At 70.8% G+C, this 16,101-nt stretch carries 13 protein-coding genes; 2 read left to right on the plus strand and 11 right to left on the minus strand.

Features of this window, described 5'->3' with window-relative positions; translation table 11 throughout:
* Positions 1–13: 13 nt before the first annotated feature.
* The gene (locus tag ACFYZZ_RS17515) at positions 14–475 is read right to left on the minus strand and encodes a GNAT family N-acetyltransferase (RefSeq protein WP_389176437.1); all 462 of its coding nucleotides are present in this window, start codon (positions 473–475) and stop codon (positions 14–16) included.
* 255 nt (positions 476–730) lie between these two features.
* On the opposite strand from ACFYZZ_RS17515, the gene iscB reads away from it, so the two are divergent.
* Complete coding sequence (iscB, locus tag ACFYZZ_RS17520; RefSeq protein ID WP_389176438.1) at positions 731–2,362, plus strand: RNA-guided endonuclease IscB; 1,632 nt, start codon at positions 731–733, stop codon at positions 2,360–2,362.
* A 253-nt stretch (positions 2,363–2,615) separates the two neighbouring features.
* On the opposite strand, the gene pdxH is transcribed toward iscB, so the two are convergent.
* Positions 2,616–3,302 carry a pyridoxamine 5'-phosphate oxidase gene (pdxH, locus tag ACFYZZ_RS17525; RefSeq protein WP_389176440.1) on the minus strand — a complete coding sequence of 229 codons (687 nt, stop codon included), beginning with the start codon at positions 3,300–3,302 and terminating at the stop codon, positions 2,616–2,618.
* A 168-nt stretch (positions 3,303–3,470) separates the two neighbouring features.
* Here pdxH and ACFYZZ_RS17530 point away from each other — a divergent pair, with 168 nt between their 5' ends.
* Positions 3,471–4,571 carry a citrate synthase 2 gene (locus tag ACFYZZ_RS17530; RefSeq protein WP_389176442.1) on the plus strand — a complete coding sequence of 367 codons (1,101 nt, stop codon included), beginning with the start codon at positions 3,471–3,473 and terminating at the stop codon, positions 4,569–4,571.
* A 105-nt stretch (positions 4,572–4,676) separates the two neighbouring features.
* On the opposite strand, the gene ACFYZZ_RS17535 is transcribed toward ACFYZZ_RS17530, so the two are convergent.
* From ACFYZZ_RS17535 to ACFYZZ_RS17575, 9 genes are all read right to left on the minus strand, one after another.
* Complete coding sequence (locus tag ACFYZZ_RS17535) at positions 4,677–5,708, minus strand: isopenicillin N synthase family dioxygenase (protein ID WP_389176444.1); 1,032 nt, start codon at positions 5,706–5,708, stop codon at positions 4,677–4,679.
* A 240-nt stretch (positions 5,709–5,948) separates the two neighbouring features.
* Positions 5,949–6,554: a TetR/AcrR family transcriptional regulator gene (locus ACFYZZ_RS17540; RefSeq protein ID WP_389176446.1), complete on the minus strand. Its 606-nt coding sequence runs from the start codon at positions 6,552–6,554 to the stop codon at positions 5,949–5,951.
* Positions 6,542–7,279, minus strand: a complete 738-nt coding sequence (locus ACFYZZ_RS17545) for an enoyl-CoA hydratase family protein (RefSeq protein WP_389176448.1) — start codon at positions 7,277–7,279, stop codon at positions 6,542–6,544. The genes ACFYZZ_RS17540 and ACFYZZ_RS17545 overlap by 13 nt, the downstream gene beginning before the upstream one ends.
* Complete coding sequence (locus ACFYZZ_RS17550) at positions 7,276–8,844, minus strand: 4-coumarate--CoA ligase family protein (RefSeq protein ID WP_389176450.1); 1,569 nt, start codon at positions 8,842–8,844, stop codon at positions 7,276–7,278. The genes ACFYZZ_RS17545 and ACFYZZ_RS17550 overlap by 4 nt, the downstream gene beginning before the upstream one ends.
* Before the next feature lie 31 nt (positions 8,845–8,875).
* Positions 8,876–10,036, minus strand: coding sequence for an acyl-CoA dehydrogenase family protein (locus tag ACFYZZ_RS17555; protein ID WP_389176452.1), 1,161 nt, complete (start codon positions 10,034–10,036; stop codon positions 8,876–8,878).
* A 7-nt stretch (positions 10,037–10,043) separates the two neighbouring features.
* Positions 10,044–11,891 carry a biotin carboxylase N-terminal domain-containing protein gene (locus ACFYZZ_RS17560; RefSeq protein WP_389176454.1) on the minus strand — a complete coding sequence of 616 codons (1,848 nt, stop codon included), beginning with the start codon at positions 11,889–11,891 and terminating at the stop codon, positions 10,044–10,046.
* 26 nt (positions 11,892–11,917) lie between these two features.
* Complete coding sequence (locus ACFYZZ_RS17565; RefSeq protein ID WP_389176456.1) at positions 11,918–13,516, minus strand: acyl-CoA carboxylase subunit beta; 1,599 nt, start codon at positions 13,514–13,516, stop codon at positions 11,918–11,920.
* A complete protein-coding gene (locus ACFYZZ_RS17570) occupies positions 13,513–15,195 on the minus strand; it encodes an acyclic terpene utilization AtuA family protein (protein WP_389176458.1) in 1,683 nt (560 codons plus the stop codon). Before ACFYZZ_RS17570 ends, ACFYZZ_RS17565 begins: the two co-directional genes overlap by 4 nt.
* Complete coding sequence (locus ACFYZZ_RS17575; RefSeq protein WP_389176460.1) at positions 15,192–15,986, minus strand: TIGR03084 family metal-binding protein; 795 nt, start codon at positions 15,984–15,986, stop codon at positions 15,192–15,194. The genes ACFYZZ_RS17570 and ACFYZZ_RS17575 overlap by 4 nt, the downstream gene beginning before the upstream one ends.
* Positions 15,987–16,101: the final 115 nt, after the last annotated feature.

Genomic DNA, 16,101 nt, shown 5'->3' on the forward strand with positions numbered 1-16,101 from the left:
CAGATTGAAGTAATCAATGCCCGGCACCGGGCTCCGGCTCCAGCCGCAGGTCGACCCACTCATCGGTCTCACCGTCCAGCACGTACCGCTCGATCTCCACGAACCCGCGCCGCTCGGCAAACCGCAGCCCGTCCTCGTTCACGGCCAGCACACACGTCTCGACCACCCCCGCACCCAGCACACGCGCCCGAGCGAGCCCACTCTCGTACAGCGCCGTACCGAAACCACGCCGCCGGAACTCGGGCAGCACACGCGCGATGACCGTCGCAACGCCCTCCTCCCCGACCGGCGGCCGCACGGTGGAACACCCGACGAGCACATCCCCCAGATACGCGTTCTCCAGCCGGTACCGCTCACGCCGCACCCGGGCGTCGTCCAGGGACATGGCGGCGGGCGGCACGATGACGTTGTGGACGTGGCGCCACTGCTCGAGCTTGGTGTCGCTGTCTACGGCTTCGATTCGAAGATCAGTCACACTGGCAGCCAACCGGCCGTACCTGCATCCGGTCAACCGCCGGGCAAGCCAGTACCACTCTCACCGCTTATGCGTTCGGGTAATTCGACAGGTTCGCAAATCCGAGCGACTTACGTCTGATCTTCCCAGCCTCTCGGTCCTCGTTCACTAGCGTCGCCTGTGTACCGAAGAGGGGAGGCCGCTCACTCCCCGGCCGCAAGGCTGTCGAGTGGCCAGCCCCAGTCATCAGGATCGGGCGATCAGGGAGGTGCCCCGATGACTACGTTTCCTGCAGGCGAGCAGACCCACCAGGCTGTGCTTCCTCAGCAGCCTGCTCTGGAACCCGTGAGAGCAGACACCCCCGGGAGCAGGGACGAAACGGCTCACGGACACCCCGCCACCGCGCGGGGCACCGGCAGGGAACATGGGCGAGGGGAGACCGACGGGCACGGCACCAGAACCCGTCGGCGTCACGCCAAGCGCGCTGCCCAGGCAGCGCAGGCGGCAGAGAACGGGAGCGGTGACGCTCCCACCGGAGCAAACAGGGTCTTCGTCCTCTCCAAGGACGGGCACCCACTCATGCCCTGTCATCCCGCACGAGCCCGAGAACTCCTCAGCAAGGGGCGAGCCGCAGTCGCACGCCAGGTGCCCTTCACCATCCGCCTGAAGGACCGAACGCTGGCCGACTCGGAAGTCGACGGCGTGCAACTACGCATCGACCCCGGTTCCAAGGGCACCGGACTCGTCCTCACCGACGAGAAGAAGGAGACCACCGAAGACGGCACCACCGTCACCGTCCGACGCGGACTCATCTCGGTCGAACTCCACCATCGAGGCGCGCAGATCCAAAGCTGCATGCAACAGCGCGCGGGCTACCGGAACAGGCGACGTTCGGCCAACTGCCGTTACCGAACCCCACGCTCGCAGAACAGAGTCCGTCCCGAAGGATGGCTCCCACCCTCTTTACGCCACCGCGTCGACACCACCTTCTCCATCGCCAACCGTCTGTGCCGCTACGCGCCCGTCACCGACATCCATCTGGAACGCACAGCCTTCGACACCCACTCCATGAGCGCGGGCAGACCGCTCTACGGTGCGGAGTACGCGCAAGGCCCCCTGGCGGGAACCACTGCACGCTCCTACCTGCACGCCAGGTGGGGCGGCGCCTGCGCCTACTGCGGGGCTACCGGCGTACCCCTGAACATCGAGCACGTACGTCCTCGCAGCCGACAAGGATCCAGCCGCATCTCGAACCTCGTCCTCTCCTGCATCCCGTGCAACAAGGCCAAGGGCAGCCGGTCCATCGAGTCCTTCCTCGCCCACCGGCCCGACCTCCTGGCCCGGATCCTCGAACAGACCAAAGCCCCGCTCCGCGACGCCGCTGCCATGAATGCGATCCAGTGGCAGCTCACGGAGGCGCTGGAGACGCTCGGCAAGCCCGTACACCCCTGGCCAGGCCATCTCACCAAGGCCAACCGCGACGCCATGGGCCTCGCCAAGACACACACCCTGGACGCCCTGTCGGTCGGCCACCTTGATCACGAGAGCGGGGACGCGATCGCTCGTTTCCCTGATCAGGTAGTGGTCGTCAAAGCCACTGGTCGCGGCTCATACGCCCGCACCACGCCGGATCGGTATGGATTCCCCCGGCTGCGGCGGGCCCGTAAGAAGCAGCACTTCGGGTACGTCACCGGAGACCTGGTGCGCGCAGTCATGCCCTCCGGTAAGTGGGCAGGGACATGGACCGGCCGTATCTCTGTCCGAGCCAGAGGCCAGCACAGCCTCACCACCTCGGTCGGCCGGATCAACGTCTCTCACTCGAATCTACGGCTGCTCCAGCGGGGCGACGGGTACGGCTACGGCGTCCGATCAGAAGCCCTACCGTCAACATCTCCGAAAAACAGTTGAGCCCTTCTTGGCTACTGCTTAGGCTGCCAAGCAAGCAGAAGGGAGGTGATCGGGTAAATGAGTGAAACCCGGGCGCGCGAGGTGGCTGCGGGCTAGCGGCCCCCACCACACCATGTGCGGTGCCGGACCAGCGTGTGCGAAACACGCAGCCGGCCTAATCCAACGCAGTCACCCGACCCGCGAGCTCGCCGGTACGTCCGGCCGGCTCCCCCGCCGACCAGGCGGAGGAACCGAGCTCGCGGGTCGTCTGCGTTCAGGGGCTGAGCCGCTCCACATCCCACGCCCCGTCCGGCCGAGCCACATACCGCAGCCGGTCATGCAGCCGGCTCTCGCGCCCCTGCCAGAACTCGACCGTCTCCGGAGCGATCCGGAACCCGCCCCAGTGCGGCGGAACCGGCACCCGCTCCCCCTCCGGGTAGCGCGTGCCCAGCTCCTCGTACGCGGCATCCAGCTCGTCCCGGGACGAGAGCACCGAGGACTGCGCACTGGCCCAGGCACCCAGCTGCGAGCCGTGCGGGCGGGTACGGAAGTACGCCGCGGCCTCGTCCCGGCCCGTGCGGCGCGCGACACCCGTGACGATCACCTGTCGGGCGATCGGATGCCACGGAAAGAGCAACGAGACGTACGGGTTGTCGGCCAGCTCACGCGCTTTGCGGGAGTCGTAGTTCGTGTAGAAGACGAAGCCGTCGGTGTCGTACCCCTTCATCAGGACCGTGCGGGAACTGGGCCGGCCCGCGGCGTCCGCCGTGGAGACCACCATCGCGTTGGGCTCGTACAGCGTCCCGTGCAGGGCGGCCCGGGCGGCGTCCTCGAACCAGCGGGAGAACTGGTCCATGGGGTGCGCGGCGAGGTCCTTCTCGTCGAGGCCCGCGGCCTGGTACTGCTTGCGCATGGCGGCGGGATCGACGAGGGGGTCGGGGCTGAGGTCGCTGTCGGTCACGCGGTCATCCTGCCGTATCGAACGCGCGTGGCACTCAGTGTCGTGTGGTCTCCCCAACTATGGCACTCGGGGTTATCGTGCTGGTCTCCCTTGCGGTTTGGGTGACCACCGGCTGATCGGGGCATCACCGGGGTGACCGCCGCCGACACTTTCACGAGGAGCCGCCTGATGTCCGATTTCGTACCCGGGCTCGAAGGAGTCGTCGCGTTCGAGACGGAGATCGCCGAACCCGACAAGGAGGGCGGCGCCCTGCGCTACCGCGGCGTCGACATCGAGGACCTGGTCGGACACGTCTCCTTCGGGAACGTGTGGGGGCTGCTGGTCGACGGCGCCTTCAACCCCGGACTGCCGCCCGCCGAGCCGTTCCCGATCCCGGTCCACTCCGGTGACATCCGTGTGGACGTACAGTCCGCGCTGGCCATGCTCGCTCCTGTCTGGGGCCTGAAACCCCTCCTCGACATCGACGCCGACCAGGCCCGCGACGACCTCGCGCGCGCCGCCGTCATGGCGCTGTCGTACGTCGCTCAGTCCGCGCGCGGGCAGGGCCTGCCGATGGTGCCGCAGCGAGAGATCGACAAGGCGCACTCGGTCGTCGAGCGCTTCATGATCCGCTGGCGCGGCGAGCCGGACCCCAAGCACGTCGCGGCCGTCGACGCGTACTGGACGTCCGCCGCCGAACACGGCATGAACGCCTCCACCTTCACCGCGCGTGTCATCGCCTCGACCGGCGCGGACGTCGCCGCGGCCCTCTCGGGGGCGGTCGGCGCCATGTCCGGGCCGCTGCACGGCGGCGCCCCCTCCCGGGTGCTCGGCATGATCGAGGAGATCGAGCGGACGGGTGACGCCGAGGCGTACGTCAAGAATGCCCTGGACCGCGGGGAGCGGCTGATGGGCTTCGGTCACCGCGTGTACCGGGCCGAGGACCCCCGCGCGCGCGTGCTGCGCCGTACCGCCAAGGAGCTGGGCGCGCCCCGCTTCGAGATCGCGGAGGCGCTGGAGAAGGCGGCCCTGGAGGAGCTGCACAACCGCCGGCCGGACCGGGTGCTGGCCACCAACGTCGAGTTCTGGGCCGCGATCATGCTGGACTTCGCGGAGGTTCCGGCGCACATGTTCACGTCGATGTTCACGTGCGCGCGGACCGCCGGCTGGTCGGCGCACATCCTGGAGCAGAAGCGGACCGGTCGGCTCGTACGGCCGTCCGCTCGGTACGTCGGCCCTGCGGCGCGCAGCCCGCAGGAGATCGAGGGGTACGCGGACATCGCCCACTGAGAGAGGTGTTCGGGGGCGCGTGGGCGACTGCGGGTCCGCTGTGGCTTGTCGCGCCCACGCGGCGGAGCCGCATGTTGATACGGCCCCGCGCCCCTGCGGAGTTGATCACGCGGGTGTCAGCAGGTCCCCGTGATGCCGTTCCGCCACCAGCGGATGCGCCCTCAGTTTGCCCTTCAGTTCGTTGTAGCCGTACTCGGCGAACAGGGGGTTGGCCGGGTCGGTGGTGATGCCGGGGGCCGTTGATGCGTGGGGGAAGGGCAGGGGCTCGACCCTGGCGTCCAGGCGGGGGTTGTAGAAGAACGGGACCGAGAAGCGTTCCGTTGCTCCGGGTGGGCTGACCACGCGGTGGTTGGTGGCGATCAGGTAGCCGTTGGTGGCCACTTCGAGGAGTTCGCCGAGGTTGACGACGAAGGCGCCCTTCAGCGGGGGCACGTCGTGGAAGAGGCCGTCCTCGCGTTGGACCTGGAGGCCGCCGACCGTGTCCTGCAGGAGCAGGGTGAGGAAGCCGTAGTCCTTGTGGGCGCCGACGCCCTGGTCGGTGCCGTCGCCCGCGCTGCCGGGGTAGCGGACGAGCTTGAGGTGCGGGTGGGCGTGGTCGCCGAAGATCGGGTCGTAGAAGTCGGCGGGGGCGCCGATGGCGGTGAGGAGTTCGTGCAGGAGGCGCTGGGCCACTGCGCTCAGCTTGTCGATCCAGGTCAGGGCTGCCGTGCGCAGGGCGGGGAGGGCGGTCGGCCACTGGTTGGGGCCCTGCAGCCACCAGTACGGGGGCTCGCCGGGGCCGGGGACGTGGGCGGGGCGTTCGGCGCCTATGTCGAGCTGGTCGCGCCAGTCGCGGGCGCCGCCGGTGCGTTCGTCGCCGGTGCGGGTGTAGCCGCGGAAGTGGGGCGAGTTGACGTTGTCCAGGGCGAGGCGGTCGGCCTCGGGGAGGGTGAAGAAGGCGCGCATGGCGGTGAGCAGGGCGTCGGTCTCGGCCCGGGTCACGCCGTGTCCGACGAGCTGGAAGAAGCCGACGTCGTGGGCGGCGCTGTGCAGCTGGGCGTGGAGGAGGGCGCGGGCCTGAGGGCCGCGGTCGGCGGCGGACAGGTCGATGATCGGGAGCTGGTCGTACGACGGGGTCGTCGCGGTGTGCGTCGTCATGGGTGCGTCCACGGGGTGTGTGGGCCACGGGCATGCCGCCGAGGATGTGGGCGGCGTCGCCCCGGATGCCGTAAAGAAGATGCCGTAAGAAGGCAGGAGAAAAGAGGCTGAATCAGGCCGAAGGCCGACAGCCCATGCTCGTGACGCGCACGTAGTCCACGTGGCGGCGGCGAACGAGCATCAGAGGCATGGGCCCAAGGGTAACGCGCTCCCGCGGTAACCCCTCGGCCCGGTGCTTCCTCAGCCCAGGGATTCCTCCAGCAGCAGCGCCCACTGGGCGACCACGCGTTCACGGCGGGCGGTGTCGTCGGTGAGGAGGTTGGCGAGGCCCAGGCCGCGGGCCATGTCGAGCAGGCCCTGGACGGTCTCGCGGACGCCGGGGCGGGACTCGTCGGCGCCGAGCAGGTCGACGGCGATGCGGTGGGTCTCGCGGCCCACACGGGCCTCCAGCTCGGTCACGCGCGGGCGTAGCTGGTCTTCGTCGGAGGCGGCGACCCATAGGTGGAGGGCGGCGCGGAAGAGGGGGCCGGTGTAGAGGTCGACGAGGGCGAAGACGACGGCGCGGCGGTCTGCGGGGCCGTCCGGGAAGAGTGCGCGCAGGGCGGTGGAGCGTTCTTCGGCGACGTACTCGACGGCGGCCGTGAACAGGTCCTCGCGGGTGGGGAAGTGGTGCTGGGCGGCGCCCCGGGAGACGCCGGCGCGTTCGGCGACGACGGCGACGGTGGAGCCTGCCCAGCCGTGCTCGGCCAGGCAGGCCACGGCGGCCTCCAGGAGCCGCTGCCGGGTGGCCCGGCTGCGGTCCTGCTTGGGTACGCGGTCGCGTTCCGCCGTACTCACACCACCCATGCCGCATCCCGTCTTTCCAGGAAGGCCGTCATCCCCTCCCGGGCGTGGGCGGTGGAGAACAGCCGGGCCGAGAGCGCGGTCAGCTGGGCCGCGTCCCGGTCGAACGTCTCCAGCACCCTAGCCGTGAGCAGCTGTTTCGTCTCGGCCAGGGCTTGCGGTGAGGAGCGGCGCAGGCCGTCGAGGACGGGGGCGAGGGCTTCGTCGACGTCGTCGGCGGTGGTGGTGAGCAGGCCCAGGCGTACGGCCTCGGCGGGGGCGAAGCGTTCGCCGGTGAGGTAGTAGCGGGCGAGGGCGCGGGGGTCGGTGCGCGGGATCACCGGGAGGGAGATGACCGCGGGGGCGACGCCGATGCGGACCTCGGTGAAGGCGAAGGTGGCCTGGGTGGAGGCGGCGGTGATGTCGCAGGCGGCGAGGAGGCCGAGGCCGCCCGCGCGGACGTGTCCGGTGATCCGGGCGAGCACGGGTCTGGGCAGTTCCACGATCTGCCGGAGCAGGCCCACGAAGGCGTCCGGGTCGGGTGGGTCGCGCAGGTCGGCGCCGGCGCAGAAGGTGGTGCCGGTGTGGGTGAGGACGACGGCCCGGACGTCCGGGTCCTTGCCGCAGTCGGCGAGGGCGCCGGCGAGTTCGGCGACGAGGGCGGCCGAGAGGGCGTTGCGGGTGTCGGTGGAGTCCAGACTGAGGGTTTCGACGCCACGCGCGCGCGTGCGTCCGATCAGTGCGCTCACGTGTGCTCCCTGAGCTGTCGGCGCAGGATCTTCCCGCTGGCCGCGCGGGGGACGGTGTCGATGAAGGTGATCCGGCGGACGCGTTTGTAGGGGGCGACGCGTTCGGCGACGTAGAGCATGATCTCGTTCTCGCTGAGGTCGGCGGCGGTGCGCTGGCGGACGACGAAGGCGTGCGGGATCTCGTTGCCGTCCTCGTTGTAGGCGCCGACGACGGCGGCGTCGGCGATGCCGGGGTGGGTGAGCAGGAGGGCCTCCAGTTCGGCGGGGGCCACCTGGAAGCCCTTGTACTTGATGAGTTCCTTGACGCGGTCGACGACGAAGAGCCAGCCGTCGTCGTCGACGTGCCCGATGTCGCCGGTGTGCAGCCAGCCGTCGGCGTCGATCATGTCGGCGGTGGCGTCGGGGCGGCCGAGGTAGCCCTTCATCACCTGCGGGCCGCGGATGAGGATCTCGCCGGGTTCGCCGGGGCCGAGGTCCTTGCCGGGGTCGTCCAGGGAGACGATCCGCATTCCGGTGCCGGCGATGAGTTTGCCGACCGTGCCGGGGGGTGCGTGGTGCAGGGCGTCGAGCGGGACGACGTGGGTGCCGGGCGACAGTTCGGTCATGCCGTAGGCCTGGCCGATCGGGGGCAGGCCGAGGCGTTCGGCGCAGGCGGCGGCGAGGGTGGCGTCCAGGGGGGCGGCGGCGCTGATGACGTACTTCAGGGACGAGAGGTCGTAGCGGGCGACCGCAGTGTGCTTGGTGAGGGCGAGGACGATCGGCGGGGCCACGTACAGGCCGGTGATGCGGTGGTTCTCGATGGCGGCGAGGAAGGTCTCCAGGTCGAAGCGGGGCAGGACGACGACCGTGGCGCCCTTGCGCAGGGGCGCGTTCATCAGGGCGGTGAGGCCGTAGATGTGGAAGAACGGCAGCACGGCGAGGATGCGGTCGCCGGGGCCGGTCGGGACGGGGGGTTCCAGCTGGGCGAGGTTGGTGGCGATCTGCTGGTGGGTGAGCATCACGCCCTTGGGGACGCCGGTGGTGCCGGAGGAGTACGGCAGCGCGGCGACGTCCTCGGCCGGGTCGAAGTCGATCTGTGGTTCGGGTGTGGTGCAGGCGAGCATGTCGATCAGCGAGCGGTGTCCGGGTGCGTTGTCGCACACGAATATCTCCCGTATGCCGCCGGCGAGTTCGGCGGCCCGGCGGGCGGACTCCAGCAGCGGGGAGACGGTGACGATCCAGCGGGCGCCGCTGTCGCTGAGCTGTTTGGCGAATTCCTCGGGTGTGGCGAGCGGGTGCACGGTGGTGACGGAGGCGCCCGCGCGTGTGGCCGCGTAGAAGGCGGTCGGGAAGGCGATGGTGTTGGGGCTGTGCAGGGCGAGGACGTCGCCCTTGCGTACGCCGGCGTCGGCGAGCGCGGCGGCCAGCCGCCGGTGGAACCGGTCCACTTGTTCGTACGTGAGGGTCGTGCCGTCCGTGCCGTCGATGAGGGCGGGCTGGTCGCCGAAGTCGGCGGCGTGGCCCAGGACGGCCTCGTGGATGGGGAGTTCTACGGGCGGGACGTCTGCGTACTCGCTGCGGAACACGGTTCCTCCAAGCGGCTGCTGCGGCTGCGGCCTAGTACGACTTGGGCAGGCCCAGGGTCTGGTGGGAGACGTAGTTGAGAATCATCTCCCGGCTCACCGGAGCAATACGAGCCACGCGCGCGGCTGTTATCAACGAGGCGAGCCCGAATTCGCGCGTGAGGCCGTTGCCGCCGAGGGTGTGCACGGCCTGGTCGACGGCCTTCACGCAGGCCTCTCCGGCCGCGTACTTGGCCATGTTGGCGGCCTCGCCCGCGCCGATGTCGTCGCCGGCGTCGTAGAGATGGGCCGCTTTCTGCGTCATCAGCCGGGCCAGTTCCAGGTCGATGTGGGCCTGTGCCAGGGGGTGGGCGATCGCCTGGTGGGCGCCGATGGGGGCCTTCCAGACGGTACGGTCGCGGGCGTACTCGATCGCTTTGGAGAGCGCGTAGCGGCCCATGCCGATCGCGAAGGCGGCGGTCATGATGCGTTCGGGGTTGAGTCCGGCGAACAGCTGGAGCAGGCCGGCGTCCTCGTCGCCGACGAGCGCGTCGGCGGGGAGCCGTACGTCGTCCAGGACCAGCTCGAACTGCTTCTCGGCGGCGTTGAGTTCCATGTCGATGGGGTGTTTCTGGAAGCCCTCGGCGTCCGTCGGGACGATGAACAGGCAGGGCTTGAGGCGTCCGGTGCGGGCGTCTTCGGTGCGGCCGACGATGAGGACCGCGTCGGCCATGTCGACGCCGGAGATGAAGACTTTCCGGCCGGTGAGGAGCCAGTCGGTGCCGTCCCGGCGTGCTGTGGTGGTGATGCGGTGGGAGTTCGAGCCGGCGTCGGGTTCGGTGATGCCGAAGGCCATGAGGCGGGAGCCGTCGGCGAGTCCGGGCAGCCAGGTGCGCTTCTGCTCCTCCGTGCCGAAGCGGGAGATCACCGTGCCGCAGATGGCGGGTGAGACGACGAGCATGAGGAGGGGGGAGCCCGCCGCGCCCAGCTCTTCCAGGACGATGGAGAGTTCCGTGATGCCGCCGCCCCCACCGCCGTGCTCCTCGGGGAGGTTGACGCCGAGGTAGCCCAGTTTGCCTGCCTCGGACCAGAGTTCGGTGAGGGGCTTGCCCTCGGCGACGGTGCGGGTGAGGTAGTCGCGGCCGTAGCGCTTGCCGAGGGCGGCGACGGCGGACCGGAGGGCCTTGTGCTCTTCGGACTCGATGACGGCGGTCATGGGGCTCCTAAGAAGAGGTTTCCTGTACGACGGCGAGCAACATGCCCGGCTCCACCTGCTGGCCGGCCTTGGCGTGCAGGGCGCTGAGCGTTCCGGTGACGGGCGCGGCGATCTGGTGCTGCATCTTCATCGCCTCCAGCCAGATCAGGGGCTGGCCCGCCTGTACGGTCGCGCCCTCCGACAGGCCCTCGGCGATGCGTACGACCGTGCCGGGCATCGGGGCCAGCAGGGAGCCGGGGGCGAGCTGGGCGGTGGGGTCGGGGAAGCGGGGCAGGGCGGTGAGGCGGGACCTGTTGACGTACACCTGGTCGCCGTAGCGTGTGACGTCGAACTTGCGCTGTACGCCGTCCACTTCGAGTACGACTCTGCGCGCGTCGGCGTGTGCGACCCGCACTCCCTCGGCCGCGAGGCCGTCCCTGGTGTGCCGGTAGTGGACCTCGTGCTCCTCGCCCGCCATCTCGTACCGCTTGATCTGCGGCTGGGAGGCCAGGTTGCGCCAGCCGCCGAAGCGGGAGCGGCCGTGGGCGTCGGCGAGGGCGGCGGCGAGGGGGGCGTACGGGTCGGGTGCGGGCTCGGTCAGGTCGGTGAGGTGGCGGTCGTAGAAGCCGGTGTCCATGCGGGCGCTCACGAACTCGGCGTGGCGCAGGGAGCGCACCAGCAGGTCCCTGTTGGTGACCGGGCCGTGAAGTTCCGCTCGTTCCAGCGCGCCCGCGAGCCTGCGGATCGCCTCCGCGCGTGTGGGGGCGTGTGCGACGACCTTGGCGAGCATCGGGTCGTAGTGCACGCCGATGGTGTCGCCGTCGGTGTAGCCCGTGTCGAGGCGGACGCCGGCGGGTACGGCGAGGCGGTGCAGGGTGCCGGTCTGCGGGGCCCAGTCGCGGGCGGGGTCCTCGGCGTACAGGCGGGCTTCGACGGCGTGGCCCTGTGCGCGGGGCGGTTCGGCGGACAGGGGGTGGCCCTCGGCGACGCGGAGCTGTTCGGCGACCAGGTCGAGGCCGAAGACCGCCTCCGTGACGGGGTGTTCGACCTGGAGGCGGGTGTTCATCTCCAGGAAGTGGGCCCGGCCGTCGGCGACCAGGAACTCGACCGTGCCGGCGCCCACGTAGGACACGGAACGGGCCGCGCGCACGGCCAGCGCGTACAGATCCGCCGTGAGCCTCTCGGAGAGGCCGGCTGCCGGGGCCTCCTCGATCACCTTCTGGTGGCGGCGCTGCAGGGAGCAGTCGCGGGTGCCGAGCGTCCAGACGGTGCCGTGGGTGTCGGCGAGGATCTGCACCTCGACATGGCGGCCGTCCTCGATGTACGGCTCGACGAAGACCTCGCCGTCACCGAAGGCGCTCGCGGCCTCGGCGCGCGCGCCCTCCCGTGCGGACGGCAGCTCCTCCAGGCGGCGCACGATCCGCATCCCGCGCCCGCCGCCGCCGGCGGCCGCTTTCACGAGCACCGGCAGGTCGGCCTCGGTGACCTCGCCGAGAGGCGCGATCCCCATCAGCTCCTTGGCGCGCGTCTTGGACGCCATCGCCTCGATCGCCTCCGGCGGCGGCCCGATCCAGACCAGGCCGGCGTCGAGGACGGCACGGGCGAACTCGGGGTTCTCGGAGAGGAAGCCGTACCCGGGGTGCACGGCGTCCGCGCCGGCGGCCAGCGCCGCCTTCACGATCAGGTCGCCGCGCAGGTACGTCTCGGCGGGCGTCGCCCCCGGCAGCCGTACCGCCGCGTCGGCCACGCGCGCGTGGAGCGCGTTCTCGTCGGCGTCCGAGTGCACGGCGACCGTCCGGATTCCCAACTCACCGCAGGTGCGGAAGATCCGGCAGGCGATCTCGCCCCGGTTGGCGACCAGCAGAGTCGAAATCAAGGGACCCCTCACATCGGTCATGGCCGTCACATCCGGAAGACGCCGAAGCCGCCGCGCGCGCCCTCGTAGGGGGCGGTGTGGATCGCGGACAGGCACAGGCCGAGGACGGTGCGGGTGTCGCGCGGGTCGATGACGCCGTCGTCGTACAACCGCCCGGACAAGAACATCGGCAGCGACTCGGACTCGATCTGCTGCTCCACCATGGCGCGCAGGGGGGCGTCCGCGTCCTCGTCGTACGGCTGCCCCTTCGCCGCCGCCGACTGCCGGGCGACGATCGACAGTACGCCCGCGAGCTGTTGCGGGCCCATGACGGCCGACTTGGCGCTGGGCCAGGCGAACAGGAAGCGGGGGTCGTAGGCCCGCCCGCACATGCCGTAGTGGCCGGCGCCGTACGACGCGCCCATCAGCACCGACAGGTGCGGGACCCTGCTGTTGCTGACCGCGTTGATCATCATCGCGCCGTGCTTGATGATCCCGCCCTGCTCGTACTCCTTGCCGACCATGTAGCCGGTGGTGTTGTGGAGGAACAGCAGCGGGATGTCGCGCTGGTTGGCGAGCTGGATGAACTGGGCGGCCTTCTGCGACTCCTCGCTGAACAGGACGCCCTGGGCGTTCGCCAGGATGCCGACCGGATAGCCGTGCAGGCTCGCCCAGCCGGTCGCGAGGCTCGTCCCGTACAGCGGCTTGAACTCGTCGAAGTCGGAGGCGTCGACCAGGCGGGCGACGACCTCGCGCGGGTCGAAGGGGATCTTCAGGTCGCCGGGGACGATGCCGAGCAGTTCGTCCTCGTCGTACTTCGGCGGGGCCGCCGGGCCCGGATCGCCGTGCGCCTTGCGGTGGTTGAGGCGGGCGACGACCCGGCGGGCCTGGCGCAGGGCGTCCTGCTCGTCCACGGCGAAGTAGTCGGCGAGGCCCGACACGCGCGCGTGCATCTCGGCGCCGCCGAGCGACTCGTCGTCGCTCTCCTCGCCGGTCGCCATCTTCACCAGCGGCGGCCCGCCGAGGAACACCTTCGCCCGCTCCTTGACCATGATCACGTGGTCGGACATGCCGGGGATGTACGCCCCGCCGGCGGTGGAGTTGCCGAAGACGACGGCGACGGTCGGGATACCGGCGGCGGACAGCCGGGTCAGATCCCGGAAGATGGCCCCACCGGGGATGAAGATCTCCTTCTGGGACGGCAGATCGGCTCCCCCGGACTCCACCAGGCTGATGCAGGGCAGCCGGTTGGCGAGCGCGATGTCGTTGGCGCGCAGGGCCTTCTTCAGGCTCCAGGGGTTGCTGGCGCCGCCGCGCACGGTCGGGTCGTTGGCGGTGATCAGGCACTCCACGCCCTCGACCACGCCGATCCCGGTGACCAGGGAGGCGCCGACCGTGTAGTCACTCCCCCAGGCGGCCAGCGGGGACAGCTCCAGGAAGGGTGTGTCCGGGTCGAGGAGCAGCTCGATGCGTTCGCGGGCGAGCAGCTTGCCCCGCTTCCGGTGCCGCTGGACGTACTTCTCACCGCCGCCCGCGAGCGCCTTGGCGTGCTCGGCCTCCAGGTCGGCGAGCTTGGCGAGCATGGCCTCGCGGTTGGCCTGGTAGTCGGGGTGCTGGGTGTCCAGGGCCGTGTCGAGAACGGTCACAGGAGGGCCTCCGGGATGTCCAGGTGGCGGGAGCGCAGCCATTCGCCGAGGGCCTTGGCCTGCGGGTCGAAGCGGTGCTGGGCGGCGACGCCGGCACCGAGGATGCCGGTCACGACGAAGTTGACGGCGCGGAGGTTCGCAAGCACGTGCCGGCTGACGGGCAGCCCCTCGCTCTCGGGGATCAGCTGCCGGAACCTGTCCACGGTCAGCTCGTGCACGAGCCACCGCCAGGCCTCCTCCGACCGCGCCCACACCCCCACGTTGGCGTTCCCGCCCTTGTCCCCGCTGCGGGCTCCGGCGACGAGCCCGAGGGGGGCGCGGCGGACGGGCCCGGACGGAAGCGGCTCGGGCAGCGGTGGCTGGGGCAGTTCGTCGGTTACGAGGGTGTCGTGGGTCGGTGCCGCCGCCACGGTCATCCGGCGCCCGTCATGGAGGACCGCCACATGGTCGACGGCACCATGGGGGACGTACACATCCTCGAAGACCCCATAAGGTGCGCCCTTTCCGGGTGGCGCCAGCACATGGAATCCGGGGTAGCTGGCCAGCGCCAGCTCGATGGCGGCTCCGCTCAGCGCACGCCCGACGACCTGCTGGTCCGGGTCCCGTACGACGAGCCGCAGCAGCGCGCTGGCCATCTCCTCGGAGTCGGCATCGGCCCGGTCGGTACGGACGAGATCCCAACGGACCTCCTTGGGCGGCGACTTGGCGAGCGCGTCGCCCAGCTGCTCCCGTACCAGCTCCGCCTTGGCCTCGATGTCGAGCCCGGTGAGCACGAAGGCGACCTCGTTGCGGAAGCCGCCGAGCCGGTTTAGTCCGGCCTTGAGCGTCGGCGGGGGCGCCTCCCCGCGCACACCCTCGATCCGCACCCGGTCCGCCCCGTCCTGGCTCAGCCGTACGGTGTCCAGCCGGGCGGTGACGTCGGGGCCGAGGTACCGGGCGCCGCCGGTCTCGTAGAGCAGCTGCGCGGTGACCGTGCCGACGTCCACGAAGCCGCCGGTGCCGGGGTGCTTGGTGATGACGCTGCTGCCGTCCGCGTGGATCTCGGCGAGCGGGAAGCCGGGACGGCGTACGTCACCCTCGCGGAAGAAGGAGTAGTTCCCGCCGGTCGCCTGCGTCCCGCACTCCAGCACATGCCCGGCGACGACGGCCCCGGCGAGGCGGTCGTACTCCCCCGGCTGCCAGCCGAAGTGGGCGGCGGCGGGCCCGGTGACGAGCGCCGCGTCGGTCACCCGCCCGGTGATCACGACGTCGGCGCCGGCCCGCAGGCACTCGGCGATCCCGAAGCCGCCGAGGTAGGCGTGGGCGGCGAGGGCGCCGGGATGCCGGGCGGTGAGGTCATCACCCTCGACGTGGGCGACCCGCACGGGGACACCGAGCCGCTCGGCCAACTGCCGCACGGCGTCAGCAAGTCCGGCCGGATTCAGACCGCCCGCGTTGGTGACGATCCGCACCCCGCGCTCGTGGGCGACGCCGAGGCAGTCCTCCAGCTGCCGCAGGAAGGTACGGGCGTACCCGGCGGCCGGGTCCTTCAGCCGGTCCCTGCCGAGGATCAGCATGGTCAGCTCGGCGAGATAGTCGCCGGTGAGGACGTCGACCTCGCCGCCGGTGAGCATCTCGCGCAGGGCGTCGGCGCGGTCGCCGTAGAAGCCGGAGAAGTTGCCGATGCGCAGCACCGTCACGCCGGTTCCCCCTTCGCCTTGCGGCCGGTGCCGGGCGGGCCCGCGAAGGCCTGCGCGATGTCGAGCCAGCGGTCGGCGTCCGGACCCTCGGCATGGAGGGCGAGGTCGGCACGGTGGGCGCGCTGGGTGACCAGAAGGCAGAAGTCGAGGGCGGGGCCGGTGACGCGTTGCGGGGCGTCTTCGGGGCCGTACGTCCACAGGGCGCCGGAGGGCGCGCGAACCTCGACGCGGAACTCCTCCGCCGGCACGGGCAGCCCCCGTACCCCGAAGGCGAAGTCCCGGGCGCGCACCCCGATGCGGACCACATGCCGGAGCCGGTCGGTGGGTGCGCGCACCACACCCAGGGCGTCCGCCACGTCCTGGCCATGGGCCCAGGTCTCCATAAGACGCCCGGTGGCCATGGAGGCGGCCGACATGGGTGGCCCGAACCAGGGGAAGCGGGCTCCCTGTGGTGCCGCCCGCAGTGCCCTGTCCAGTGCGGCCCGTCCCTCCCGCCAGCGGGACAGCAGCTCGGCGGGTGCGAGCCGGGCGCCTTCCTCGGCAGCCTCGTCGACGAAGGAGTCGGGGGACTTCAGCGCCTTCTGGACGACCTCCCCGAACCCGTCCTCGTCCGTGACGGCGAGCAGGGCGGCCCGGTCCGTCCAGTGCAGATGGGCGATCTGGTGGGCGATGCTCCAGCGCGGCGCGGGCGTGGCGAGCGCCCACCGCTCCTCGGCCAACTCGGCCACCACGTGGTCGAGTTCTTCACTTTCCTCGCGCAGGTCGTCAAAGACGGGCGTCGGCTCGGACATGGCAGGGAGCATGGCAGCGGCGCGAGAAACAATCAAGCGTGCTTGCATGAATTTGTTTGGGCGGCTTGCGGCCGCCGAGTCACGCAAGGGTGCCTCAGAGTGATGCGGGGGTGTC

Origin of the sequence: Streptomyces sp. NPDC001816 (genome assembly GCF_042892235.1) — a bacterium.
Lineage (GTDB): Bacteria > Actinomycetota > Actinomycetes > Streptomycetales > Streptomycetaceae > Streptomyces.